22 protein-coding genes are annotated in these 25,746 nt (G+C 66.2%); 8 read left to right on the top strand and 14 right to left on the bottom strand.

Annotated features, from left to right (window positions below; genetic code table 11):
- Window positions 1-9 precede the first annotated feature (9 nt).
- The 4 genes from deoC to MNQ99_RS13360 form a co-directional block, all read right to left on the bottom strand.
- Entirely contained in the window at window positions 10-732 is a 723-nt protein-coding gene (gene deoC, locus MNQ99_RS13375; RefSeq protein ID WP_127511875.1) for a deoxyribose-phosphate aldolase, read from the bottom strand.
- Between the two features lie 116 nt (window positions 733-848).
- Window positions 849-1,055 carry a hypothetical protein gene (locus tag MNQ99_RS13370; RefSeq protein ID WP_127511874.1) on the bottom strand — a complete coding sequence of 69 codons (207 nt, stop codon included), beginning with the start codon at window positions 1,053-1,055 and terminating at the stop codon, window positions 849-851.
- Between the two features lie 39 nt (window positions 1,056-1,094).
- Window positions 1,095-2,855, bottom strand: coding sequence for a phospho-sugar mutase (locus MNQ99_RS13365; protein WP_241913265.1), 1,761 nt, complete (start codon window positions 2,853-2,855; stop codon window positions 1,095-1,097).
- A gap of 11 nt (window positions 2,856-2,866) precedes the next feature.
- Window positions 2,867-3,667: a purine-nucleoside phosphorylase gene (locus MNQ99_RS13360; RefSeq protein WP_241913264.1), complete on the bottom strand. Its 801-nt coding sequence runs from the start codon at window positions 3,665-3,667 to the stop codon at window positions 2,867-2,869.
- A gap of 171 nt (window positions 3,668-3,838) precedes the next feature.
- On the opposite strand from MNQ99_RS13360, the gene MNQ99_RS13355 reads away from it, so the two are divergent.
- Complete coding sequence (locus MNQ99_RS13355) at window positions 3,839-5,242, top strand: NAD(P)H-quinone dehydrogenase (protein WP_127511871.1); 1,404 nt, start codon at window positions 3,839-3,841, stop codon at window positions 5,240-5,242.
- Window positions 5,243-5,363: 121 nt separating this feature from the next.
- Window positions 5,364-6,317: a response regulator transcription factor gene (locus MNQ99_RS13350; RefSeq protein ID WP_127511870.1), complete on the top strand. Its 954-nt coding sequence runs from the start codon at window positions 5,364-5,366 to the stop codon at window positions 6,315-6,317.
- A gap of 4 nt (window positions 6,318-6,321) precedes the next feature.
- Here the strand turns inward: MNQ99_RS13350 and MNQ99_RS13345 are convergent, their stop codons facing one another.
- The 3 genes from MNQ99_RS13345 to MNQ99_RS13335 all read right to left on the bottom strand — a co-directional run bounded on the left by MNQ99_RS13345 (window position 6,322) and on the right by MNQ99_RS13335 (window position 9,897).
- A complete protein-coding gene (locus tag MNQ99_RS13345; RefSeq protein ID WP_127511869.1) occupies window positions 6,322-6,693 on the bottom strand; it encodes a hypothetical protein in 372 nt (123 codons plus the stop codon).
- Window positions 6,694-7,092: 399 nt separating this feature from the next.
- Complete coding sequence (locus MNQ99_RS13340) at window positions 7,093-9,516, bottom strand: Tex family protein (protein WP_241915371.1); 2,424 nt, start codon at window positions 9,514-9,516, stop codon at window positions 7,093-7,095.
- 75 nt (window positions 9,517-9,591) lie between these two features.
- A complete protein-coding gene (locus MNQ99_RS13335; protein ID WP_241913263.1) occupies window positions 9,592-9,897 on the bottom strand; it encodes a hypothetical protein in 306 nt (101 codons plus the stop codon).
- 257 nt (window positions 9,898-10,154) lie between these two features.
- On the opposite strand from MNQ99_RS13335, the gene MNQ99_RS13330 reads away from it, so the two are divergent.
- The gene (locus MNQ99_RS13330; RefSeq protein ID WP_127511866.1) at window positions 10,155-11,558 is read left to right on the top strand and encodes an MFS transporter; all 1,404 of its coding nucleotides are present in this window, start codon (window positions 10,155-10,157) and stop codon (window positions 11,556-11,558) included.
- A 332-nt stretch (window positions 11,559-11,890) separates the two neighbouring features.
- Here the strand turns inward: MNQ99_RS13330 and MNQ99_RS13325 are convergent, their stop codons facing one another.
- The 4 genes from MNQ99_RS13325 to MNQ99_RS13310 form a co-directional block, all read right to left on the bottom strand.
- A complete protein-coding gene (locus MNQ99_RS13325) occupies window positions 11,891-12,160 on the bottom strand; it encodes a GlsB/YeaQ/YmgE family stress response membrane protein (RefSeq protein WP_127511865.1) in 270 nt (89 codons plus the stop codon).
- Window positions 12,161-12,337: 177 nt separating this feature from the next.
- A complete protein-coding gene (locus MNQ99_RS13320; RefSeq protein WP_241913262.1) occupies window positions 12,338-14,116 on the bottom strand; it encodes an acetyl/propionyl/methylcrotonyl-CoA carboxylase subunit alpha in 1,779 nt (592 codons plus the stop codon).
- A 121-nt stretch (window positions 14,117-14,237) separates the two neighbouring features.
- The gene (locus tag MNQ99_RS13315; protein WP_241913261.1) at window positions 14,238-14,894 is read right to left on the bottom strand and encodes a Maf family protein; all 657 of its coding nucleotides are present in this window, start codon (window positions 14,892-14,894) and stop codon (window positions 14,238-14,240) included.
- A gap of 255 nt (window positions 14,895-15,149) precedes the next feature.
- Entirely contained in the window at window positions 15,150-16,877 is a 1,728-nt protein-coding gene (locus MNQ99_RS13310) for a DUF885 domain-containing protein (RefSeq protein ID WP_241913260.1), read from the bottom strand.
- Between the two features lie 166 nt (window positions 16,878-17,043).
- On the opposite strand from MNQ99_RS13310, the gene MNQ99_RS13305 reads away from it, so the two are divergent.
- Together MNQ99_RS13305 and MNQ99_RS13300 are read left to right on the top strand one after the other, a co-directional pair.
- Window positions 17,044-18,303, top strand: a complete 1,260-nt coding sequence (locus MNQ99_RS13305; protein ID WP_241913259.1) for a serpin family protein — start codon at window positions 17,044-17,046, stop codon at window positions 18,301-18,303.
- Between the two features lie 34 nt (window positions 18,304-18,337).
- Window positions 18,338-18,721 carry a VOC family protein gene (locus MNQ99_RS13300; protein WP_127511861.1) on the top strand — a complete coding sequence of 128 codons (384 nt, stop codon included), beginning with the start codon at window positions 18,338-18,340 and terminating at the stop codon, window positions 18,719-18,721.
- Between the two features lies 1 nt (window position 18,722).
- On the opposite strand, the gene MNQ99_RS13295 is transcribed toward MNQ99_RS13300, so the two are convergent.
- Both MNQ99_RS13295 and MNQ99_RS13290 read right to left on the bottom strand, forming a co-directional pair.
- Window positions 18,723-18,992, bottom strand: coding sequence for an acyl-CoA carboxylase epsilon subunit (locus tag MNQ99_RS13295; RefSeq protein WP_127511860.1), 270 nt, complete (start codon window positions 18,990-18,992; stop codon window positions 18,723-18,725).
- Window positions 18,989-20,584 carry an acyl-CoA carboxylase subunit beta gene (locus MNQ99_RS13290; RefSeq protein ID WP_127511859.1) on the bottom strand — a complete coding sequence of 532 codons (1,596 nt, stop codon included), beginning with the start codon at window positions 20,582-20,584 and terminating at the stop codon, window positions 18,989-18,991. Before MNQ99_RS13290 ends, MNQ99_RS13295 begins: the two co-directional genes overlap by 4 nt.
- A 286-nt stretch (window positions 20,585-20,870) precedes the next feature.
- Here MNQ99_RS13290 and MNQ99_RS13285 point away from each other — a divergent pair, with 286 nt between their 5' ends.
- From MNQ99_RS13285 to MNQ99_RS13275, 3 genes are all read left to right on the top strand, one after another.
- Window positions 20,871-21,758, top strand: coding sequence for a biotin--[acetyl-CoA-carboxylase] ligase (locus tag MNQ99_RS13285; protein ID WP_241913258.1), 888 nt, complete (start codon window positions 20,871-20,873; stop codon window positions 21,756-21,758).
- A gap of 42 nt (window positions 21,759-21,800) precedes the next feature.
- Window positions 21,801-22,355 (top strand): PH domain-containing protein, encoded by a 555-nt coding sequence (locus MNQ99_RS13280; protein WP_241913257.1) that lies wholly within the window; start codon window positions 21,801-21,803, stop codon window positions 22,353-22,355.
- 255 nt (window positions 22,356-22,610) lie between these two features.
- On the top strand, window positions 22,611-23,693 hold the full coding sequence (locus tag MNQ99_RS13275) for an adenylate/guanylate cyclase domain-containing protein (RefSeq protein ID WP_127512132.1): 1,083 nt from the start codon (window positions 22,611-22,613) through the stop codon (window positions 23,691-23,693).
- Here MNQ99_RS13275 and MNQ99_RS13270 read toward each other — a convergent pair.
- Window positions 23,690-25,342, bottom strand: a complete 1,653-nt coding sequence (locus MNQ99_RS13270; RefSeq protein WP_241913256.1) for an HNH endonuclease — start codon at window positions 25,340-25,342, stop codon at window positions 23,690-23,692. The genes MNQ99_RS13275 and MNQ99_RS13270 overlap by 4 nt on opposite strands.
- Window positions 25,343-25,746: the final 404 nt, after the last annotated feature.

Below are 25,746 nucleotides of genomic sequence, written 5' to 3'. Positions count from 1 at the left end.
GATGCGACATCAGTAGCCGCCGGCGGCTTGCTCACCATTAACAATAGCCACTGATGAGCTGGCGCCAATTCGTGTTGCGCCGGCCCGGAGCATGGCGCGCGCGTCATCGATGGAGCGCACGCCGCCGGAAGCCTTGACACCGAGCTGCGGCCCGACGGCATCGCGCATCAGCGCGATGTCTTCAGCGGTGGCGCCGCCGCCGCTGAAACCGGTGGAGGTCTTGACGAAGTCAGCGCCGGCCTCTGCCGCGGCTTCGCACACCATGCGCTTTTGCTCGTCGGAGAGCAGATGGGTTTCCAGAATGACCTTGAGGATGGCGCCGCCGGCGTGGACGGCTTCGGCCACGGCCGCTATGTCCGCGAAGACGGTGTCGCGGTCATTCGCGCGGGCGGCGGCGATGTCGATCACCATGTCGATCTCGTCGGCACCGTCCAAGTTGGCGCCGCGGGCCTCGTACACCTTCACATCGGTAGGCGTGGCACCGAACGGGAAGCCGATGACCGAACAGGTCTTGACGCCGGAACCTTTGAGCGTGCTGTGCACCAAGGCGGTCCACAAGGGGTTCACGCAGACGGCGGCAAAGCGGTATTTCACCGCCTCCTCGCAGACTTTGAGGATGTCCTCGCGGGAAGCCTCGGGCTTCAGCAGGGTGTGGTCGATGACCGAAGCGATCGACGTCGGGTCGTGATAGGTCTCGCTCGGCGCGGATCCGGGTGTGCTGTCTTCAGACATGGCCATCCCTTTCATCTGCTGGGTCCAGGAACATCCATCCTTGCATATCGTGGACATCGGCTGGGGGAGCCCAGCGCACAGCCCCGCCCGGGCAGGCGACGCAGGGCCGATACCTGTCAGTGCCTGCCGCCCGTCGGATGGCCGTGTTGTTCGGCCTCACGCCGGTGTTCCTCGAGTTTGTCCTCGGCGTCCTTCCGCCGGCGAGCGATGGCACGCTCGTCGTCCGCCGGGACGTGTTCTTCCGACGCCCTGTGTTCCGGCTTGTCGTCGGGGCTCTGGTGCCTGTCCCGCGAGGATGGCGAGTAGTCCTCTTCGATGGCCATGGCAGCATCGTCCCACAGTCGTGCGTGGCGCAAAAGGCGTTATTCCACCAGTCCAAGGGCTGCGCGGATGTCCGCCTTGATCGCTTGCAGTGCCTGTGCGGCCTCGGCGCGCACGGCGGGCAGCTGCTCCGCCGATCCGACCGGCCGGATGACCTCCAGATAGCACTTGAGCTTGGGCTCGGTACCGCTGGGCCGGATGATCACCCGTGTCTCGTCCTGGCTGAGGAACAGCATCCCGTCAGTGGGCGGCAGTGCTCCGCTGCCCAGGGACAAGTCCGTGCAGTCCGTCACCGGAGACCCAGCGAATGACGACGGCGGCTGCTCACGGAGCCGGTCCATCATGGCTGGAATCAGGGCAAGGTTCTCCACCCGGACGCTGAGCTGGTCGGTGGCGTGCAGCCCATGCCGCAGGGCCAACTCGTCGAGCGTGTCAAAGAGGGTGCGGCCGGAGGCCTGAACATCGGCGGCCAGCTCCGCGAGCAGCAGGGCAGCGGACATGCCGTCCTTGTCGCGGACCAGATGCGGTGCCACGCAGTAGCCCAGGGCCTCTTCATAGCCATAGACCAAACCGGGGACGCGGGAAATCCACTTGAAGCCGGTGAGGGTCTCCACGTGCTGGGTGCCTGCGTCGGCCGCGATCTTGCCCAGCAGCCGGGAAGAGACGATGGAGTTGGCGAAGACCCGGCTTTGGCCGGGCGCGTCGTTTTCCGGGGTCAGCTGGTCCTGGCCGGCCAAACGCGCGGCCATGTGCGCGCCGAGCAGGGCGCCGACCTCGTCGCCTCGAAGCATCCGCCAGGCGCCGGTCGAGGGATCTTTGGCCGCCAGGGCCGCGCGGTCGGCATCGGGGTCATTGGCAATGACCAGATCGGCATCGACTTCCGCCGCGGTCTCCAAGGCCAGGTCGATGGCTCCGGCTTCCTCCGGATTGGGGAACGCCACGGTCGGGAAATCAGGATCCGGATCCGCCTGCGCGGCCACCATCGTGACGTCAGTGAAACCAGCCTGCTCAAAGACGGCCCGCATGGTGGCCCCGCCTACCCCGTGCATGGGGGTGAGCACGATCTTCAGGTCCCGCTCGGGGAACAGCCGGGGATCGGCCAGCGCGGTCACGGCCGCCGCGTAGTCGGCGGCGATCGCGTCGGGCAGGACCGTCCAGCCTTCCTCGGCCAGGCGGATCGATTCCAAGGCCGGGACGTAGTCGATCCGGGCGGCAATTTCGGCGTCGTAAGGTGCCACGATCTGGGCGCCGCGTCCGCCTTCGTCCACGGCGCGTCCGCCCAGATAGACCTTGTAGCCGTTGTCGTTGGCGGGGTTGTGGCTGGCGGTGACCATCACGCCTGTTTCACAGCCCAGCGCCCGGACCGCGTACGCCAGCACCGGGGTGGGCAGGGCCGACGGCATGAGGAAGGTTTCGATGCCGGCGGCAGTGAAGATGGCGGCCGATTCGGCGGCAAAAACATCAGAGTTCCGGCGCGCGTCGAAGCCGACCACGGCGCGCGGAGCGTACTCGCCGGCGGCGGAATCCAGCAGGAACCGGGCCAGGCCGGCCGCGGTCTGGCGCACCACCACCCGGTTCATCCGGAACGGACCCGCACCCAAGGCGGCCCGCAACCCGGCCGTACCGAAGGCCAGCGTGCCGGAAAACCTGTCTGCCAGTTCGGCCCGGGCCGTTGCGGCCTCCGGACCATCGCCGTCCGCAACTGCAATCAGGTCCTGCAACTCCTGGCGGGTCTGCGGGTCCGGGTCAGTCCCCAGCCAGGCCGCGGCAGCGGCCATGAGCTCGTCGGTTGTTGCGGTCATCTCGCTCCCGTTCACAGCTTGGCGACGATGCCGGCCAGCAGCCGAGAGATCCGCGGTCCTGCAGCGTGTCCCGCCTCGATGACTTCGGCGTGGCTGAGCGGGGTGTCGCTGATACCGGCGGCCAGGTTGGTCACCAGTGAAATACCGAATACTTCCATGCCCGCGTGGCGGGCGGCGATGGACTCCAGCGCCGTGGACATGCCGACCAGATCCGCACCGATTCGCTTGGCATACTGCACTTCCGCCGGCGTCTCGTAGTGGGGGCCGGTGAACTGTGCGTACACCCCTTCGTCCAGACTGGGGTCGACCTCCCGGGCCACAGCGCGGAGCCGCTCCGAGTAGAGGTCCGTCAGGTCAACGAAGGTAGCCCCTTCCAGCGGTGACGCGGCGGTGAGATTGATGTGATCGCTGATCAGCACCGGCGTACCGGGCGCCCAGGCCGGGTTAAGTCCGCCGCAGCCGTTGGTCAGGACCAAGGTTTTGCAGCCGGCCGCCGCGGCGGTGCGGACACCGTGGACGACGGCGCGCACGCCCTTGCCTTCGTAATAGTGGGTGCGGGCTCCGAGCACCAGAACACGTTTGCCGTCCGGGGTCAGGACAGACCCGATGGTGCCCACGTGGCCCTCCACTGCGGGGGCGGAGAACCCGGGGATGTCCGCGGCCGGAATCGTGTGTGTGGTCTCGCCGATGAGGCCGGCGGCTTCGCCCCAGCCTGAGCCGAGCACCAAGGCCACATCATGGGCGGGAACACCGGTCTGCTGGGCGAGGAAAGCGGCTGCCTCGGCGGCCAGTTCAAAGGGATCTGTAGTCACAGCACCTAACCTACCCGCTGCCCAACTGCTGCTGAAAGCTAAAAGGGCCGGCACCGCCGTCGTCGGTCTGGTCTTTCCGGAAGTCCGCTGCCGGCCCCGATGTCGCTGCCGCCCGGCTGCCGACCGCGGTGCAGGTTGAGGCCGTGGTGGGCATGCGACACAATGAAGTCCGTGACTAGCCAAATAGATTTCAGTGCCCCGCGTCTAGTGATCCTGGGCGGGGGCCCCGGCGGGTATGAGGCGGCCATGGTGGCCAATTCACTCGGCGCCAAGGTGACCATCATCGAGCGGCAAGGACTCGGCGGCTCGGCCGTCTTGACCGACGTGGTGCCGTCCAAGACCCTGATCGCCACGGCGGATGCCATGCGGCGGGTGGCCAGCGCCCATGACTTGGGTGTCCGTTTTGATGAGCATTCGAAGGCTGCCTACGCCGACCTCCGTACCGTGAACGACCGGCTGCTCAAGCTGGCCGAGAGCCAGTCGGCGGACATCCACCACGGTCTGGAGCGAGCCGGCGTGCGGGTCATCCTGGGCGAGGGCAAGCTGTCCGGGCCGAACGCGATTGTTGTCACGACCGATGCCGGGACCGAGACCGTGGAAGCGGATGCCATCCTGCTGGCCACCGGCGCCACGCCGCGGGAACTGCCCACCGCCAAGCCCGACGGCGAGCGGATCTTCAACTGGGCCCAGGTCTATAACCTGACCGAGATTCCCGAACACCTGATCGTGGTCGGATCGGGCGTGACCGGAGCGGAGTTCGCCTCCGCCTACCGGATGCTGGGCACCAGGGTCACCCTGGTTTCCTCGCGTGACCGGGTGTTGCCGGGCGAGGACGCGGACGCTGCCGCTGTGCTCGAGGACGTCTTCGCGCGCAGCGGGATGACGGTGCTGTCCAAGTCGCGCGCCGCGGGTGTGGAACGAACGGACGACGGCGTGTTGGTCACCCTGGCCGACGGGCGCGTGGTTGAGGGATCGCATTGCCTGCTGGCCGTCGGCGGTGTGCCGAATACCGCCGGGATCGGGCTGGAAGAGGCTGGCGTGGCTCTGGCGGAGAGCGGCCACATCAAGGTGGACGGCGTCTCCCGCACCACGGCACCGAACATCTACGCGGCCGGCGACTGCACCGGCGTCTTGGCCTTGGCCTCCGTGGCCGCCATGCAGGGTCGGATCGCGGTGGCGCACCTGCTGGGCGACTACGTCAAGCCGCTGAAGCTCACCCAGGTGGCGTCCAACATCTTCACCAGTCCGGAGATCGCCACCGTCGGTGTCACGGAGGAAGATGTCGCCTCCGGCCGGTACCAGGGCGACATCATCAAGCTCTCGCTGAACACCAACCCGCGGGCCAAGATGATGAATGTCTCCGACGGCTTCGTCAAGATCATCGCCCGCCGCGGTTCCGGCACCGTGATCGGGGGAGTGGTGGTGGCCCCGCGGGCCTCCGAATTGATCTTCCCGATCGCCCTGGCCGTCACACAGAAGCTGCATGTGGACGACGTTGCGAACACCTTCACGGTGTACCCGTCGCTGACCGGCTCGATTTCCGAGGCCGCACGGCGTCTGCACGTACATCTCTAGGCGGCAGACTCCGCCGTCATTCCGGCATAAAGTGCGCCAAATTGTCCGACTTTGCGACTACAATCACCAATAAGTAGTGATTGAAACGATGAACCAAAGTAGATCAGTTGGGGGACAAGGAATGAGCGAGCAGCGAACTGCCGTCATTGTGGAGGACGACCTGGACATCAGGGAGCTGATCTCGACGGTGCTGTCCAGCTCCGGATTCACGGTTCATACTGCGTCCTCCGGAATGGAAGGCGTTGCCGCGATCAAACGCCACAATCCGGATGTTGTCACCCTTGATCTCGGCCTGCCGGACATCGATGGCTTCGAGGTGGCCCGCCAGGTGCGGCGCTTCAGCGACACGTACATCATCATGTTGACGGCGCGCGCCGAAGAGTTGGACACGTTGTTGGGCCTGGAAACCGGTGCCGATGACTACCTGACCAAGCCGTTCCGCCCCCGCGAACTGCGCGCCCGGATCACCGCCATGCTGCGGCGTCCGCGCGCCACCAAGGACAACGACGGCGGTGCCGCCGTGGGCGCCTCAACGCCGTCGGGTGGCGTGGCCGTAACGACCGATGCCCCCGTGCCGGAACCCGTTCTGCAGGGTGCAGGAGTGGGCGGCGGCGGACAGGCCGGCCTGCAGCTGTCGCCGTCCGGCGGCGCCGCGGTTCCGGCCGTCGCCGGAGGCGGCACGGCGCTTGCGGTGGCTGCAGAGGCCGGCGTCGAGCCAAGCCTTGCCGCGCCGGTCCCGGCCGCTGACGGCGTGCTTGAGCACAACGGGATCGTAGTGGACAACCGTGCCCGTACGGTCATCCGTTCGGGACGCGAACTTGACCTGACCCGCAGCGAATTCGACCTGCTGTACGCCTTGATGGAAAGCGGACGCGTGGTGCGGACCAAGGCTGATTTGGTTCGCCGCCTGCGGAACGAGCCGTACAACACCGGTGGCTATATCTCAGACTCCGACGAGCGAACCATTGAGGTGCACATGGCGAACCTGCGGCGCAAGCTTGGCGACGACACTAAGGCCCCGCGCTGGATCAAGACGGTCCGCGGTGTGGGCTATAGCCTGGCACCGAAGCGGTAACCAGCTACGCCAGGTGGTAGCTGCGCAGCTTTGCCGTCGTCGACATCCCGCAGGCGCGCAGTTCATCCAGCAGAGTGGCAGCCGCATCGAACAGTTGCCCGTGGACCAGCCCTTCGAGATGCTCTGCCATCCGGCCAAGCCGTCCGGCCCCGACCATGCTGCTGGAGATCTTCAAGCTGAGGATGGCATCCATGGCGTCGTCGGCATCCCGTGCCAACACCGCACCGGAGACCCTGCCGTAGCGGTGATCCCACAGCTCCACATAATTGTTAATGAAGCGCCGGCGCATACTGCCGTCGTGGTCGCCGAGATCCGTCGCTAGTTTCTCCAGCACCGAGTCCAGCACCAGCGGAACCTCGGCTGCAACGGCGGTCATGCCGTCACCTCGGAGCCGGAAGCGGAGGCGCGCCCAGAAGTGAGCATGGGGCGGTACTCCTTTCCAGTTGGTTGCGGTGTCGAACTACCTCTTATCGTAAGCGACAGTCGTGTCCAGCCTGCGCGAGCGCGCCCAACCTTGGTAACTCTTGAGCACCAATTGTGGCTGCCGTTGGCGTGCGGCGCATCGCGCGACGCCCGGCAAAAACTGAGCGAGTTTTTCGGAAACCCCATGCGGACCTTAAGCGACGTCCGCCATTCTCTTGTCAGAGGTCACAGGTGAGCCAGGCTTGGACCCAGTCTCCGCAAGTCCACCATCCGCTGGGAACGGCAGCCCAGCACCTTGTGCATCGTCCGGAGGGAGTGCTCCGGCGGCGGGAGGTGCTGGGCTGTTGGTTCTCTATTTTCCGAGGCCTGCCCGCCGCAGGGCCTCGGCCATTGCCGTGTTCGCGGAAGCTCCGTCGCCGGCCTGACGGTCATCATTTCTGCCGGGCTTTTTGCCGTCGCGGCGGCCGGGCTTGCCCCCACCCGAGCCGGGACGTGAGCCTTCCTTGCGCGCATCTCCGGGACGGCCCGTCTGGCCAACACCCTGCCGGCGCGCCTCCCCGGTGGGAACTTCGTCATCAAGCCGGAGAGTCAGCGAAATGCGCTTCCGCTCCGGGTCGGCCTCCAAGACCTTGACCTTCACCACCTGCCCGGACTTGACCACGTCGTGCGGATTCGAGACGAACTTGTCCGACATCGCGGAAATATGGACCAGCCCGTCCTGATGGACGCCTACATCCACGAACGCGCCGAAAGCGGCCACGTTGGTCACGGTGCCTTCCAGTACCATGCCCGGGGTAAGGTCTGAAATCTTCTCCACGCCGTCGGTGAAGGTCGCGGTGGTGAAGTGCGGGCGTGGATCGCGTCCCGGCTTTTCCAACTCGGAGATGATGTCCACCACCGTCGGAAGGCCGAAGCTTTCGTCGACGAACTGCTGGGGGTCCAGCACGGCCAGGGACTGGCCGCCTCGTGCCGCCTCCGTGGCGGTGGTGCCGGCCGCGGCAAGGACCTTCCGGGCGATGCCGTACGCTTCCGGGTGCACGCTGGAAGCGTCCAATGGCTCGGTCCCGCCGGTGATGCGGAGGAAGCCGGCGCACTGCTCGAAGGCCTTCTCACCCAGCCGCGGGACCTTTTTGAGTTCGGCGCGCTTGGCAAACGGCCCATTGGCATTGCGGTAGGCGACGATGTTTTCGCTCAATTGCGAGCCGAGACCCGCCACCCGGGACAACAGGGACGGCGACGCGGTGTTCAGGTCCACGCCCACCGCATTCACACAGTCTTCGACCACTGCATTAAGGGACCGCTCCAGCTTGGTGGCGGTGACATCGTGCTGGTACTGCCCGACGCCTATGGACTTGGGGTCGATCTTGACCAGCTCGGCCAGCGGGTCCTGCAGACGGCGCGCGATCGAGACGGCACCGCGCAGTGACACATCCAGTTCCGGCAGTTCCGCCGAGGCCAAAGCCGATGCCGAATATACCGATGCACCGGCTTCCGAAACCACAAGCTTCTGCAGCTTGCGGGTGGGCCCCATCAGCTTGATCAGTTCGGTGGCCAGCTTGTCCGTCTCCCGTGAGGCGGTGCCGTTGCCGATGGCGACGAGCTCGACGGCATGCTTGTCGGCCAGCCGTGCCAGCGAGGCCAAAGACTCATCCCACTTCTTGGCCGGAGCATGCGGGTAGATGGTGTCGGTGGCCACCACTTTGCCGGTTCCGTCGACGACGGCGACCTTCACACCGGTGCGCAGTCCGGGATCCAATCCCAGGGTGGACCGGTTCCCGGCCGGTGCCGCCAGCAGCACGTCCCGGAGGTTGGCGGCGAAGACCCGGACAGCCTCGTCCTCGGCCGCGGTAAACAGCCGCACGCGAAGGTCGATCGCCAGCTTGACCAGGATCCGGCGCCACCCCAGCTGGGCGGTCTGCATCAGCCAACGGTCTGCCGGCCGACCATGGTCGGCCACGCCCATCCGCGATGCCACCGCGTTCTCAAACCGTCCGCGCGCCTGCGCGTAGTCCTCGGCATCTGCGGGGTTGCCCTCGCTGATGTCCAGGTTCAGCACACCTTCCTTCTCGCCGCGAAGCAGGGCCAGCACGCGGTGCGACGGGAGGCCGGCGGGGTCCTGGGCGAAGTCGAAGTAGTCGGCAAACTTTTGCCCGGTTTCCGCCTGGCCCTCGCGGACCTCGGCCCGCACCAGGCCCTGCTTCCACAGCCGTTCCCGCAGTTCCGATACCAGATCGGCGTCTTGGCTGACCTGCTCCACCAGGATGGCACGGGCGCCGGCCAGGGCGTCCGCCGGCTCATTGATGGCGTGTTCGGGATTGAGGAAGGGTGCCGCGGCTGCCAGCGGATCCTGGGACGGATCCGCCAGCAGGCCAACGGCAAGCGGCTCCAGCCCTGCCTCGAAGGCGATCTGGGCCTTCGTCCGCCGCTTGGACTTGTAGGGCAGGTAAATATCCTCGAGCCGGGCTTTGGTATCCGCTGCGTTGACGGCCGCTTCCAGCTCTTCGGTGAGTTTGCCTTGGCCGGCAATGGCCTCCAGCACAGCGCGACGGCGGTCTTCCAGCTCCCGCAGGTAGCGCAGGCGTTCTTCGAGATCGCGCAGCTGGGCGTCGTCCAACGTCCCGGTGGCTTCCTTGCGGTAGCGGGCGATGAACGGGACGGTGGCACCGCCGTCGAGCATTTCCACTGCTGCCTTGACCTGCCAAGTATTGACTCCCAGCTCCCGGGCGAGCTGAGCATAGATCCGGGCGCTGAGCGCGGCAGGATCTTCAGGAGGCAGAGTCGTGGGGAGGGTGGGCTGGGCAAGCGCGGATGTTTCGGTCACCGATCCATTGTGCCGTATGGGCCGCCTCCCTTACCTGTCGGGATAGTAGAAGGCGTAGTCATCGTAGGGGTCGCGCCAGCTGGATTCGTCGCGGTGGATGCGCCGAACCTTGGCGGCCGGAACCCAGGCCGTCCGTGAAGAACCCTGCGCATCGATCCACTTCACCTGCACGCTGGTTTGGTCCCAGGAAATCGCCTTCGCATCGAGCGTGCCGCCGTCCAGCTGCACCCGGACATAGGGCTCACGGCAGTAGGGCTCGCGAGCAGTGCGGGTATGCCGTGCCCCGGCGGGCGTGCGCGGTTCGCCGCGGTTCTTCGCGTAACTGCTGGCAGTCACAACATCCACTTTAGTCACGTCCGAAGGATGCCAGCCGCTACCGACAAAGACTCGTTCCACGGCCCGTTCGGAAGTGGCCCGCATAACAGCAGAGTGCGCTCGTCGCGTTGGAACGTTATTTCAGCCCCCTGGCACGCTTCAGATATGAGCTGCATCTCTATTACCACAGGTGTCCACATAATGAAATGAATGTCCGGAGTTCGGACTCTTCGGCTTAGAATCTATCCGATATTCATCCGAGCGAAAGCCGTTATTCAATGTCCACACCAGCACCAGTCACCAAGGGGGCGCCGGCCGCGCCGGTGAACTCCCGCGGCCGCGTGATAGTCGCCAGCCTCGTCGGCACCTCCATCGAGTTCTATGACTTCTATGTATATGCCACCGCAGCCGTGCTCGTCTTCCCCGCGCTGTTCTTCCCGAATGCCAGCGGCGCCGTCGCACTGTTGAGCTCGTTTGCGGTCTTCGGCGTGGCCTTCATTGCCCGCCCGCTGGGATCGATTGTCTTCGGACACTTCGGCGACAAGTACGGCCGCAAGGGCACCTTGGTAGCCTCGCTGCTCACCATGGGCATCGCCACCTTCCTGATTGGCTGCCTGCCCACCGCCCAGGTGGACGGCTGGTCCTTCTGGGCCCCGGCCCTGCTGGTGGTCATGCGCTTCGCCCAGGGCCTGGCCCTTGGCGGCGAATGGAGCGGCGCCGCGCTGCTGGCCACCGAGAACGCGCCGGCCAACAAGCGGGCCATCTACGGCACGTTCCCGCAGCTGGGAGCGCCGATCGGCTTCATCATCGCTAACTCGCTGTTCCTGTTGTTGAGCATCAACCTGACCAACGACCAGTTCATGGACTGGGGCTGGCGCATTCCCTTCCTGGCCAGCGCCGTGATGGTGATCATCGGCCTGTGGGTCCGGCTGAAACTGGTGGAGACTCCGGCCTTCCAGAAGGTAGTGGACAAGGGCGAGGTCACCAAGCTGCCGCTGGGTCGGGTATTCAAGACCAGCTGGCGCCAGCTGATCCTGGGCACGTTCATCATGCTGGCGACGTACGTGCTGTTCTATCTGATGACCACCTTCACGCTCTCCTACGGCACTGCTGCAACCAACGCCGAGGACGCCGCAGCCGCGGCCGAGGCGGCCGGAAAGCCGTTCGATCCGGACACCTTTGCCGCCGGTCTGGGTTATGCCCGCAATGACTTCCTGCTGATGCTGATCATCGGCGTGGTGTTCTTCGGAATCTTCACGCTGGTGGCTGGTCCGCTCGCCGAGAAGTACGGCCGGAGGAAGACCCTGATCTGGGTGTCACTGGGCATTGTGGCCTTCGGATTCCTGTGGGTTCCGCTGTTCGGCGGCGGCTTCGCCGGCACCATGGCGCACCTGATCATCGGCTTCACCCTGATGGGGCTGACCTTCGGGCCGATGGGAGCGATTCTGCCGGAGCTGTTCCCGACCAATGTGCGCTACACCGGCTCCGCCATCGCCTACAACTTCTCGTCGATCCTCGGCGCTTCCGTGGCTCCGTTCATCGCCGTGGCGCTGTGGCAGGCCGCGGACGGGAGCACCTTCCTGGTGGGCCTGTACCTGAGTGCAGCTGCGGTGCTGACCCTGATCGCCCTGCTGCTGAGCAAGGAGACCAAGGACATGGACTACGAGAACCAGTCCAGCTGACTGGTCCGCTGGACAAACAGGAGGGCCCGCGGCTGTTTGCCGCGGGCCCTCCTTTCGTAGTGGATGATGACCTCCTATAGGGCCCGCCTCAGGGGTCCGGCTCTTGGGCGCCGGACCCGCAAGGCTATGGCCGCTGCCGCCGGAATCGTGCTAGGCCGGCGGGGCCACTGGTGTGGAGATTGTCATGGCCACCCTTAAGAAAACCTGCAAGAACCGGGGCGGTGGAGGGCCGGCAGCTTCGCTTGCGCGGGCAGGCACAGCAAAGGCCCGCCGCCCCCATTCCGGGGACGGCGGGCCAGATGCCGCTGAAGGAGCAGTTTAAGCGGCCACAATCAGACCGTGCTGCTCCTCCTGTTCGTGATGAAGCCCCAGATCACCAGTACGACCAGAGAACCAATGATGGCCCAGATCCACGATGCGAGGCTGAAGAATTCGTTCATGTTGACACTCGCGACCATGCCGCCGATCCAGCCGCCCAGGAGTGCGCCGATGACGCCCAAGATCAGGGTGGCGATCCAGCCGCCGCCCTGCCGCCCGGGGAGGATCAGCTTGGCGATGGCACCGGCAATCAGTCCGAGCAAGAGGAATGCTAGAAAACCCATGACGTGCATCTCCTTTACTTAGGTGATACTTCATTTTCTCCCGGCCAAGCCGGGTCCTGCTCCTTGTAAGCCACACGCTACATCATGGACAGCGTGCTTAGTAAGTTCCCGCGCCCACTTGGCACCTAAAACGTGACCGAACTACAACCGCTGATACAGTCAGGCTGAAAAGCTGCCCTAGTCTGCGATGGTAGCCAGCACCGCGCCGGCGGAAACGGTGTCTCCGGGCTTGGCGGAAAGCCCCGAGATCGTCCCGGCCTTGTGAGCGGTGAGCGGCTGCTCCATCTTCATTGCCTCAAGTACGACGACGAGATCGCCTTCCGCTACCGTGTCGCCTTCGGCTACGGCAACTTTCACAATCGTGCCCTGCATGGGCGAGGCCAAACCGTCACCGCTTGCCGCGGCACCGGCGGCCGCGCCGGAACGCCCGCGGGCGCGCTTGGGCTTGCCATTGGACTTGGCAGCGGATCCCGTGCCCGAGCCGAGGCCAGCCGGGAGCACAACTTCCAGCCGCTTGCCCCCGACCTCGACGGTCACGCGCTGGCGCTCACCGTCCTCGTCGGCTGAGGCGGCCGGAACGGACTGGAAAGCAGGAATGTCGTTGTGGAACTCGGTTTCGATCCAGCGGGTGTGGATGCTGAAGGCCCCTTCCTCGGGGGCAAACGCCGGGTCGGCCACCACGGCGCGGTGGAACGGCAGCACGGTAGGCATGCCGCCGATTTCCATCTCATCCAGTGCCCGCCGGGCCCGCTCCAAGGCCTGGGTGCGGGTGCTGCCGGTGATGATCAGCTTGGCCAGCATGGAGTCAAAGTTTCCGCCGACCACTTCGCCTGCTTCAATGCCTGAGTCCACCCGGACGCCGGGACCGGTGGGAAGCCGCAGCGTCTCGACCGCGCCCGGGGCGGGCATGAAGTTGCGGCCGGCATCTTCGCCGTTGATGCGGAATTCGAACGAGTGGCCGCGCACTTCGGGGTCCTCGTAGCCCAGCTCTTCGCCGCGGGCCAGGCGGAACTGTTCGCGGACCAGGTCAATGCCGGTGACTTCTTCCGAGACCGGGTGCTCAACCTGCAGCCGGGTGTTGACCTCCAGGAAGGAGATGGTGCCGTCCTGGCCGACCAGGAACTCACAGGTGCCGGCGCCCTGGTACTTGGCTTCGCGCAAGATCGCCTTGGAGGCTGCGTAGAGCCGTTCGTTTTGCTCGGGGGACAGGAAGGGCGCAGGCGCTTCCTCCACGAGTTTCTGGTTGCGCCGCTGCAGCGAGCAGTCGCGGGTGGACACCACCACCACATTGCCGTGCGCATCGGCAAGGCACTGGGTTTCCACGTGGCGCGGAGCGTCCAGGAAACGTTCCACGAAGCACTCGCCGCGGCCAAACGCCGCCGTGGCTTCGCGGACCGCCGATTCGTACGACTCGGCGATGGCCTGGCGGTCGCGGACCACCTTGATGCCGCGGCCGCCGCCGCCGTAAGCGGCCTTGATGGCCAGCGGCAAGCCATGCGTATCTGCGAAATCGAGCACTTCCTGCACACTCGACACAGGATCGGGTGTGCCGGGCACCAGGGGAGCGCCGACCCGTTCGGCGATGTGCCGTGCTTGGACCTTGTCGCCCAGCTGGGAGATGGCGTCGGGGGAGGGGCCGATCCAGATTAGGCCGGCGTCGAGGACCCGCTGGGCAAACTCGGCGTTTTCGGACAGGAAGCCGTAGCCGGGGTGGATCGCGTCGGCGCCGGCGGCCTGAGCCACCTGCAGGAGCTTCTCCATCACCAGATAGGACTCGGCGGCGGTGTTGCCGCCGAGTGCGTAGGCTTCGTCCGCCAGCCGGACATGCAGGGCATCCCGGTCCGGTTCGGCGTAGACAGCGACCGAGGCAATGCCTTCGTCGCGTGCCGCGCGGATGATACGGACGGCAATTTCACCACGGTTGGCGATCAGTACCTTGGTGATGCGCTGGGTCATTCAAAGCTCCTTCTATCCTTGAGGAGCCTAGCCTGCTTTTGCGGTAATCGCTCATGAATAATGCCGTTTGTGCGTGTGCAAGGGCTGTTCTTTGTAGGAGTCCTACAAAACTGCGGGTGGGTCAGTTCCAGAGGTCGGTGATCTGCACGTTGGCGTTGGCCAGCAGCCGGCGCAAGGTGGAGACGGACAGCCCGACGACAGCATGCGGGTCGCCGTCCACTCGCTCGATGAAGGCCCCGCCCAGCGAGTCGATGGTGAAGGAACCGGCAACGTGGAGGGGTTCGCCGGTGGCCACGTAGGCCTCGATCTCGGCGTCGGAGAGCTGGGCGAAATGCACCGCGGCGGAGGCGACCGCGCCCACGGTGGCACCCGATCCGGCGTCGTTGTTTTCCGGGTCTTCGGTGTCAAAGGCAGTGGCCCGGCAATCCACCAGCCAGTGGCCGGTGTGCAGCACGCCGTGCCGGCCGCTCATCCTGCGCAGGCGTTCGCGGGCGATCTGCGGCTCATGGGGTTTGCCGTACGGCTCGCCGTCGAGTTCAAACACCGAGTCGCAGCCGAGCACCAGCGTGCCGTCGGCCTCGGGAAGGGCGGCCACCGCTTCGGCCTTGGCCCGGGCCAGCAGCAGTGCGGTGTCGTGCGGGTCCGTAACCCCATAGCTGGCCGTGACGGCGTCCTCGTCCACCTCCGAAACCAAGACCTGGTGCGCGATACCGGCTTCGGCAAGGAGCTTGGTGCGGGCGGGGGATGCGGAGGCGAGAATCAGGCGAAGGTCGGTCACCCGACCAAGCCTATCCGCTGCCGGAAAGCCAACCTTGCTTAGCGTGTTTCCGCCTCGTGACCTGAGCGTAAAGAACTGCAGCAGTTGGCCGCTGAACCGGTTGCCTGACCGTACGATTTCTGGCGGGAGCTTTCTCCCGCCGGAGAGTACGCCCCGCCCGGGGCTGAAGGGAGCCGGCACAGGTAAGGGCCGGTGCACCGTTGGGGGATGCATCGGCCCTCCTGTTTGTCCCGGCCTGCCCGGGCAGGGGCAAAATCAGGCGGCCTGAACCGGATCCTCGCCCAGCAGCGCGCGCCGCAGGGTATCCAGCCCGACGGAGCCGATGTTCAGCGCCTGGCTGTGGAAAGCCTTGATGTCGAACGCGGCGCCCTCACGGCGCCGCCGCTCGTCGCGGATTTCCTCCCAGAGCTTCTGGCCCAGCTTGTAGGACGGGGCCTGGCCCGGCCAGCCAAGGTAGCGGGTGAACTCAAAGTCCAATTGCCCCTTGCTGATCGCAATGTTCCGGCGCAGGAACTCGTAGCCCTTCTCTGGAGTCCAGGATCCGGATCCCCAGCGTTCGGGGACTTCAAGCTCCAGGTGGACTCCGATGTCGAACACCACGCGGGCCGCCCGCATCCGCTGCGCGTCGAGCATTCCCATCCGGTCGCCCGGGTCGGCCAAGTAGCCCAGCTCGTCCATGAGACGTTCGGCATACAGAGCCCAGCCTTCGCCGTGGCCGGAGACCCAGCAGATATTCCGCCGCCAGTTGTTCAACAGCTCGCGGCGGTAGGTCGCCGTCGCAACCTGGAGGTGGTGGCCGGGAACGCCCTCATGGTAGACCGTGGTGGTTTCTTTCCAGGTGGTGAAGCTGTCCTCGCCTTCCGGCACGGACCACCACATGCGGCCCGGTCGGGCAAAGTCGTCGCTGGGGCCGGTGTAGTAGATGCCGCCTTCATGGGTCGGCGCGATCATGCACTCCAGCCGGCGCATCGGCTCGTAGATGTCGAAGTGTCCGGACAGCTCGTCCACGGCCTTGTCGGACAGGTCCTGCATCCAGGCCTGCAGTTCATCCGTGCCGTGCAGCTGCCGCTTCGGGTCTGCATCCAGCAGTTCCATCGCTTCTTCGATCCTGGCACCCGGCTGGATCTGCTCGGCGACGGCTTCCTGCTCGGCGATGATCCGGTCCAGCTCCGCCACGCCCCAGGTGTAGGTGGCCTCCAGGTCCACCGCGGAACCCAGGAACCGGCGCGACATCAGCGCGTAGCGTTCGCGGCCGACGGCGTCCTTCTCCGGCGCGGCCGGCAACACCTCGGTTTCCAGCACGGAGGCAAGCTGGCCGTAGGCAGCTGCCGCGGCTTCGGCGGCCGCCGCCAGCCTGTCGCGCAGGTCCTGGGACAGCTCGCCCTCTTCGACTGCAGCGTGCCCGGCCAGCGACCGAAAGAAACCGTCCTCGGCCGCATACGCTCCGGTCTGCTCCATCACAATGCGCACCTGCCGCTTGGCAGCGACCAGCCCGCGGTCTTTGGCCTCGCGGAGGGAGGACACATAGCCGGCGATTGCATCGGGGACGTTGGCCATCCGGCCGGCAATGTTGTTCCAGTCTTCGACGCTGCTGGTGGGCATCAGGTCGAAGATGGCGCGGATGTCCTGGGGCGGCGAGGCGATGTTGTTCAGGTCAGCCAGATCCCAGCCGGTCTCGTGGATCTCCAGCTCGAGGCCCAGCCGCTCATGCATCGCGTCCAGCGTGACCCGGTCCACGTCGTCGGTGGGTTCCAGATCTTCCAGCCTCCGCAGGGCTTCCCGGGTGGCCTCGGCGAAGGCCTCCGCGCCGGCCGGCGAGAAGTCGGGATACTCGGTCTCGTGCCCGGGGATTCCTAGCGAGGTTGCCAGCGATGGATCCAGCTCCAGCAGGGCTGCCGTGTAGGCGTCCGCTACGGCGTCGATGGCGGAGGGGATACGCCCGGGCTCCGGGGTCTTGGTCAGTTCAGATGTCTGCTCAGTCACACCGAGAGCCTACCGGCAACCAGTTGCCTTGGGCCACGTAACGCTCCGGCTGTGGCCATTTGGCGCCTCGAATCACGGTCGCCTGCAGTTGTCATCGGATCGTAGCCGGCCGCATCTGGTCCCCAACCTCGCCAACGCCTAGGTTGGGGTCAACGGTGAGGAGAACATGGTGCGAAGAAGGACGACGGCGGCGCTGGCCGCATTGGGGCTGGCGCCGGTAGTCATGCTCGGCGGCTGCGCGGCGCCGCCCGAACTGCTGAGAGCGGACGGTGTTGCCAGGGCTGACGCGGCAGCGGGCGGGTTCCCGGCAGAAATCGACGCCTTGCGGCGATCTGCCTTGACGCTGGGGGCAGCCATGCTCGCGGCGGCACCGGAGAAGAACCAGGTCACCGGCCCGGTGAGTCTGCTCTACGCCGTAGCGATGCTCCGTGCCGGCGCCGGAAGCACCACCGCGGACGAGATTGACAGGGTGCTGGGCCTGCCGGAGCAGAACCTGGACGCTGCCTTGAACTCCTTGCTGGCCCAGTGGGAGGAATTCGACGGCGACCCGGGCTCGGTCGATGAGGATGAGCCGCCCGCCAGGCCGCTGATGCATCTGGCGAACGGCGTCTTCGTGGACGCAGAGACGCCGACCGGCGAGGGCTACCTGCGCATTCTGGCGGAGCATTATGGCTCCGGCGTCTACCCGTTGGACTACTCGGATCCGTCGACCAAGGGGGCCATGGATGCCTGGGTGGACCACCACACCGGCGGCCGGATCACCGAGGCGCCACGCGGCTATCACCCCGACAACACGCTGACGCTGCTGAACGCGGTGTACTTCGCGGCTGCCTGGGAGCAGCCGTTTGACCCATCGGCTACGGAGGATGCGGATTTCACCACCGCATCGGGGGAGCGGGTTTCCGTACCCATGATGGGAAACCTGGTCCAGGCGCCGTACGCACGCGGGAAGGGCTGGCAAGGCGTGGACCTGCCGTACGGGGACGGGTTCGCGATGCGGCTCATCCTGCCCGACGGCGGCACCCCCGTCATGGACCAGACCGGACTGTTGGACGTGGCAAACGTCATGGACAGCGCCGACGACGCCATGGTCGTTCTTGAGCTGCCCCGCTGGAACCACACGCACCAGCAGGACCTGCTGCCGATCCTGCTCCGACTCGGACTCGAAGAGACCTTCGGCCCGGCGCCGGACCTGGCGGCCATTCAGCAGGACGCCTCGGTGACCGGTGCGGCCCAGCAGGCCAACATCACGGTCGGGGAAAAGGGAACGATCGCCGCGGCCGTGACCCAAATGGATGTGATGGCCGGTTCGCTGCCGCCACAGCCCGACGTCCAGCTTTCGTTCGACCGGCCCTTCCTCTACCAGATCATCCACCTGCCCACGGGCTTTCCGCTCTTCCTCGGCACGGTGATGGATCCGCGCTGAACAGTTGCACTAGCAGTCAAACACAGGGGACACCATGGCCGTGACGGAAGTGAAGCCGTATCTGTACTACGAGGGTGCCGACGCTGCCCTGGACTGGATGGAGCAGGTGCTCGGTTTCGGTCCGGCCACGCGCTGGCGCAACGCCGACGGGGTCACCGAGGAAGCCGAGATTGTGGCAGGAGGCAGCCGGATCGCCGTCTGCGGGCGCGCCGCAGACCCGGGCAACGGCGGCGGACTGCTGCTCATCGTGCACGTGGACGACGTCGATGCCCAGTACCAGCGCGTGCGGGCCGCGGTGGACATTGACGTGGAACCGCCGGCAGACCAGCCCTACGGGCCGCGGACCTTCACTGTCACCGATCCTTGGGGCTATCAATGGAATTTCTGGCAGGGCGAAGCCACGCCGCCGCCGGAGTGACCTAGCGGAAGGTGTGCCGCCAGGCTCCGGGGCCATGCGAGACGAACGGCCTCAGCAGCGGCCGGCGGGGGCGCCGGGACCGGCGCGACGGAGTACCGGCCTGCCCGGAGGACTGGAGGGCGGCAACGACGGCGGTCAGGGCTGCGAGTTCCTCAGGTGTCGGGTTGCCTTTGGCCACCGTCAGCAGGGGCTGCTGCCGTACGGCAGCGTCGCCGTGCTGGAATCCATCGGGTGTTTCCGCCGTGTTCACGGCTTCTGACCAGTTGCTCATAGCGGAATGTTTCCGTGCTTCTTATGCGGCATGGTCGCCCGTTTGTCGCGCAGCGCGCGCAAGCCGCGGACCACTTGGAGTCGGGTTTCCGACGGCGCAATCACGGCGTCGAGATAACCGAGTTCGGCGGCCTGGTAGGGGTTGAGCAGCTCTTCCTCGTACTGCGAAATGATCTCCTGCCGGCGGGCCTCGACGTCGCCGCCATCCGCGGCCACGGCCGCAAGGTCACGGCGGTAGAGGATGTTGACGGCGCCTTGGGCACCCATCACCCCGATCTGCGCCGTGGGCCAGGCCAGGTTCAGGTCGGCACCGAGCTTCTTGGAACCCATCACGATGTAGGCCCCGCCGTAGGCCTTGCGGGTGATGACGGTCAGCTTCGGCACGGTGGCCTCGGCGTAGGCGTAGAGCAGTTTGGCCCCACGCCGGATGATGCCGTTGAACTCCTGGTCCTTGCCGGGCAGGAAGCCGGGCACATCCACCAGGGTGAGGATGGGGACATTGAAGGCGTCGCAGTGACGGACGAATCGGGCGGCCTTTTCCGAGGCGTTGATGTCCAACGTGCCGGCAAACTGCATGGGCTGGTTGGCCACGATGCCGACGGTGTGCCCTTCGACGCGGCCGTAGCCGATGATCACGTTGGGCGCGTATAGGGACTGCATCTCCAGGAAGTTGCCGTCGTCGACGACGTGTTCAATTACGGTCCGCATATCGTAGGGCTGGTTGGCCGAATCCGGAATCAGCTCATCCAGGCTCAGGTCGTCATCGGTGATCTCGAGTTCTTCATCGAACTCAAGCGGAGGAGCCTCGGCCAGATTGTTCGAGGGAAGGAACTCAAGCAGTTCGCGGACGAATTCGATGGCATCCGACTCGTCAGCGGCCAGATAGGCGGAGGTGCCGGTGGTGGCATTGTGCTGGCGCGCCCCGCCCAGCGTCTCCATGTCCACCTCTTCGCCGGTGACGGTCTTGATCACGTCAGGTCCGGTGATGAACATGTGGCTGGTCTTGTCCACCATCACCACAAAGTCCGTCAGGGCCGGGGAGTAGGCGGCGCCACCCGCGCACGGACCCATGATCAGCGAAATCTGGGGCACGACGCCGGACGCGGCCACATTGTTGCGGAAGATGTCCGCAAACATCGCCAGGGATGCCACGCCTTCCTGGATGCGGGCGCCGCCGCCGTCGTTGATGCCGATCACGGGGCATCCGTTGCGCAGGGCGAATTCCTGCACCTTGACGATTTTCTCGCCGTTGACCTGGGAGAGCGAACCACCATAAACGGAGAAGTCCTGGCTGTACAACCCCACCATTCGTCCATCCACGGTGCCGTAACCGGAGACGACGCCGTCGCCGAGCGGCTTCTTTTTCTCCATTCCGAAGGCCGTAGACCTGTGCGTTGCCAAGGCATCGAACTCGACGAAGGATCCTTCGTCCACCAACATCTCGATCCGTTCCCGGGCGGTGTTCTTGCCACGGGCATGTTGCTTCTCGATCGCCTCGGCGCCGGAGGGCTGCAGGGACTCTGCCTGGCGGCGGCGGAAGTCCGCAATCTTGCCTGCAGTGGTGTGCAGGTCAAGGTCTTGATCGAGGCTCATGAAATCTCCGGATTCTGCCGAGGGTGTCGGACGCTGGCGGCCTGCAGGCTGTTAAGTAGGTTTCGTACAAAACAGCGGAGCACAGGCGCGTCGCTGAACCAAGTCTAGTGAGCAGCGGCGGGGCGCCTACTGTAGGAACCCTACAATTTCGCCGCCGCTGCTTTTGGCCACCACCCGCGTTCAACGGCGGCCGACGGCCGCGCTCAAAGGTCGCCAGTCGGAGGCCGAAGGGATCGCGGCCCGCCCCACGGCCCCTCAGCTGCCTGCGATCAGTAGGATGGAACACATGAGCCAGAGTTTTTCCGACGTCGACCGCCCCGCCCTGGACTTGGACGGTCTCAGCGACGCTCTCTGTGCCCCCTTGGGTCCTTACCGGAAGCTTGAAGTGGTGGAATCCACCGGCTCCACCAATACCGATCTGGCCGCTTGGGCGGTGGCGGACAAGGTGGGCTGGTCGGACCTGAGCATTCTGGCCGCCGAGGAGCAAACGGCAGGCCGCGGCCGGCTGGACCGCCAATGGACCGCCCCGGCCCGCTCGTCGGTGATCGTGAGCATCCTGCTGCGGCCCTTCAACCGCGCCGGCAACCCCGTGCCTACCCAGAGCTATGCCTGGTTCTCGCTGCTGGCGGCCGCGGCACTGGCGGAGGCGCTGGGCGAGTATGCCCAGCTCAAGGCAGAGGTCAAATGGCCCAACGACGTGCTGGTCTCCGGGCGAAAGATCGCCGGAATCCTGGCTCAAGTCGTCAACTACCCGGACGGGTCGCCCCCCGCCGTCGTTCTCGGCACTGGCCTGAACGTGACGCTCTCCCGGGATGAGCTTCCCGTGCCCACCGCCACCAGCGTGTCGATCGAAAAGGGCCGGACAACGGACCGGAACATTCTGCTGATGTCCTACGTGCGGGTCTTCGCCAAGCGATACCGGCAATTCTGTAATGTCAACGGTGATCCGGCAGCTGAATGGAACGACGGATCCAGCTTGCTCTCGCGGATGCGCGACGTGATGGTCACGTTGGGCCAGCAGGTGCGGGCCGAACTGCCGGACGGAAAGCAGATCATCGGCGAGGCGTTCGGCCTGGACGCCTACGGCGCCGTCAAGATCCGTGATGCTGAAGGCACCGAGCACGTCGTGGCGGCCGGCGACGTGGTACACCTCCGGCCGCACGAAGGCCCGTAAGTTGACCTGGACCCCCTGCCGGATCCGGGAGCCGCGTTGCGGTTGAAACTGGATCCGGGGGAACGCGTGATTGTCATGACGCGGCCGCAGGCCCGGAAGCTGACCTGGCCGGTGGTGGCCGCGCTGCTGGTGCTTGGTGCAGGCTCCTACGTGTTGGGAAACCTGAGCCGATCCAACCCGCCGGACTGGATCGTCGAGTGGCACCCGCTGCTGCTCGCAGGACTGGCCGTGGTGGTAGCGGCGCTGCTGTCACGTCTGTTCCTCTTGCCGCTGCTGCGCTGGATCAGTACCCGGTATCTGCTCACCAGCAAGAGGCTCATCGTCCGTCGGGGCATGGGCCGGCGGCATGAGCGCCAGCTGCTGCTGGTGAACATTGCCGAGTTGCACACCGAGCAATCGATCATCCAGCGGACGCTGCGCAGCGGCAACCTCACGGTTGACCTGGGGCACGGGCGGACCAGCCGGATCGTAGACGTACCCGAGGTCTTCCGGTTCAGGACTTTGGTGGTGGAGGCCATTGAGCAGCTGCCGCGCACCGCCATGTTCGATGGTGTAGACATGGAAACAGAAACCGAATGGAACAGCTGGGACAGCTGACAGAGGAGGATGCACAGGATGGACATCAGCAGCGCGCAGGATGAACCGCGCCGGCCACCGGTGCCGCGTGATCCCGAGCTGCCCCAACTGCTGCGCCGCGAAGTACCGCTGCCGGCCGCCGACGAGCCGGCCGAGGAGGTGGAAGAGTCCCGGCCGGAGGATCCGGAACCCATCCTGGAAGCCGATCCGGTCCCGGAAGACGTGCGGACCACCGGGGGACACCCGGCTGGCGAACCCGAGCCGCTGACGTTGTCCATGCCCCGCGTGCCCTTGCCCGCCCAGACCGCTCCCGCCGGCGCGTCCAACGGCAAGGTGGACCGGCAGGCGATTAAGGACCTTGAAGTCCGGCTGCTCGGATCCGAACGGACCATGAAGCGCCGCGAAGTGGCCGCCGGCGCCGGGGTGTCGCTGTTGTCGGCCCGAAAGATCTGGCGCGCCCTCGGGTTCGCCAACCTCGGGGACGAGGATCTGGCGTTCACCCAGGCAGACCTGGACGCGCTGACCACCATCATCGACTTGGTCCGCGAGGAGCGCCTGACCGAGGAAGCGGCCATTTCGATCACCCGGTCCGTCGGACAGATGACCGACCGCATGGTTGTTTGGCAGGTTGAGGCGCTGGTGGAAGAGATGGTGCACCAGCGGGGCCTCACCGATGCCCAGGCGCGCCAGCGGCTGGTTCATGAGCTGCCTAACCTGATCGACTCCTTGGAGAAGGTGCTGGTCTACTCCTACCGCCGCCAGCTCAATGCCGGGGTGGCCCGCCTGACGGTCCGGGCCGAAGCCGGTCTGGGAGCCGGAACCGGCGCGGACGATGAGGACTCGCTGCCCCTATTGCGGGCCGTGGGCTTCGCGGACCTGGTGTCCTACACCAGCCTCTCGCGCCAGATGAACGAGAAGACCCTCGCCCAGCTGGTCCAGCGCTTTGAAAACCGTTGCGCCGAAATCATTTCGGTAGGCGGCGGCCGGCTGGTGAAAACCATCGGCGACGAAGTCCTCTACATCGCGTCGTCACCGCAGGCCGGGGCGGAAATCTCGTTGGCGTTGGCGAAGGCGATTGGCGACGACGATCTGCTGCCCTCCGCGCGAGTGGCCATGGTGTGGGGAAGGGTACTTTCCCGGCTTGGCGATATCTATGGCCCCACGGTCAATCTGGCCGCGCGGTTGACCACCCTCGCCGAACCCGGAACCGTGCTGGTCGACGCCACCACCGCGTCGACACTCGCCGGCGACGAGCGGTTTGTGCTGATCCCTCAGAAGGTCCGCACCGTCCGCGGATTCGGCGAGGTGAACCCGGTCACCGTTGCACACGGCACCGGCAAGGGCCTGGTCGTCGACTAGTCTCGGCTCGCCGATCGAGTACGCCGACTGACGCGATCGCGGTCCGGCTGTGCCCTGCGCGGGCGGACCAATACCTTCTTGACCTTAGGGGCCGCTGGCTCGGTTTGGCGTGCGGACTCGAGGAATGGCGTGCCGGGTAGGGGCGGTGCGGTGGAGGTGTAGGTGTGGCCGGTGGGGGTGGTGGTTTCCACGCTGTGCCGGGGTGCGTCGACGGGTTTGGTGGACCAGCCGTCGGCTTCCTTGGCGTGGTTGCAGCGCTCACACAGCCCCTGCCCGTTGGCCAGGGTGGTGGGACCGCCCTCGGACCACGCGACGATGTGGTCGATGTGCCGGATCGGCGCGTCGCACCAGGGACCGCCGCAGAACGCGTCCCGGGCCATGACCATCCGCCGGATCCCGTCCGGGAACTTCCGCGCCTTCGAGTCCATGCCCAGCAACTGCCCCGTCCCCGGCGCGGTATACAGCCGCCGGATCCAGACATCCTCCACGCCGCCGACCTTCAGGTTCCGCAGCCAGACCTGTTTGGCCTGCTCGCGGGCGGTCTTCCAGCCCGGCTCCGTCCCGGCCGGCGGTGCCTTCTGCCCGGTTCCCGCACCAGGCGGAGCCTTCTGTCCGAATCCGCTGCCCGGTGGACCGGACGGGTTCCGAGGCGGTGGGCTTTGGCCGGCTTGATTCCCACCGGTAGCGGCAGTGGCCAGCTCCTGCGGGTCCTGGGGCAGCCGGATCAGGTCCCGGGCGTACTGCGCCGGGACGATGCCGTACCCGGTGAGCCAGGCCGGTTCCCTCTCGCCCTGCAGCAGCGCCCGGTCGGTCATCACCAGCTGCAGTTCCAGGGCGGCGGGGTCGGCGGTGGAACGGCCGGTGACGCGTTCAAACACGGTATCGGCCATCACCTGGCCCCGGGTCCGCGGGTCCCCGGCGTTGGCCAGCCGGTCCGCTTCCTGCTGCAGCGCGGCCATCACCGCGACCCCCTGCACCACCGGCAACAGGGTCCGGACCGACACCATCACATCCGGTTCGGGCCGGGAGGAGACATACCGGTCCGCTTCGGCCTTCGCGGCCCGCTTCACCACCGCGTGCGGGTCCAACCGGTAGGCGGCGCGTTTGGCTTCGGCCTCCAACTGCCGGTTCCCGAGCCCGTGCAGGCGGTCCGGGTTCCCGGCCAGTTCCTCATCCACCACCGCCCGGTGCTCCAGGTTCAGGCAGTCGGTTTCCCTGACCAGAATCGCCGCCCGATGCTCGTTCAGTCTCCCCGCCCCGAGCGCCTGGAGCGTGTGCGGCATCTGGTTGACCAGCACCTTGGCCCGGCCCAGCAGCAAAGCGCCGTAGTTCGGCGACTCCCGGCGCGCCAACCCGACCTGCTTGGCGATCCCTTCACCCTGCCGGGCGGCGGGCACGCCCTTGGCGGCCCGCTCGGCCCGGATCCGCTGATCCAGGGCGACCATCAGCCTGGCCTGCTCCGCGGCGATCGCGTCCTTCGCGTTCTCCCTGGCGGCGATCTGGTCCACCAACCCGGCCGCAGGCGCCTCCAGATCGACCGGCGGCAACGCGATCGCCGAGCCGGTGACTACGGGCACCTCACCGCCGGCGAACGGCACCGCGGCAGCCGCAGCCGCGGCGGGTGGTTCAGGTGCTGCCGGATCAACCATCAGTGCGTCTCAATCTTCAGCGCGCCCTTAAGAGGCGCGGCATCGACTACGAACGGTCGCGGAGCAAAGCCCGCCAACGCCACCAGGAAAACCCCACCCCGATAGCCAACGATTGGTACTGAACTGCTTTGAAACCAGCCTATGGGCTGCTTCGGACAGTTTCGGAGGGTCTTTTACGGTTGTGGCTAACTATCGCTCTGCGCAGGCTGTGGAGGACGGGAGGACGGGGACGTTGGAGCGTACGGGAGACGGGAGGACGGGGCTGGCGTGTACTGGAGGACGGGACGACGGGGCTGGCGTGTACGGGAGGACGGGAGACGGGAGGACGGGGATGTTGGCGCGTACGGGAGACGGGAGGACGGGGATGGCGTGTACTGGAGGACGGGACGACGGGAGGACGGGGC

The organism is Arthrobacter sulfonylureivorans, from assembly GCF_022637435.1.
GTDB classification, from domain to species: Bacteria; Actinomycetota; Actinomycetes; order Actinomycetales; family Micrococcaceae; genus Crystallibacter; species Crystallibacter sulfonylureivorans.
Note: the sequence above shows the minus strand (reverse complement) of the source record. Positions and strands in the feature narration are given on the sequence as shown.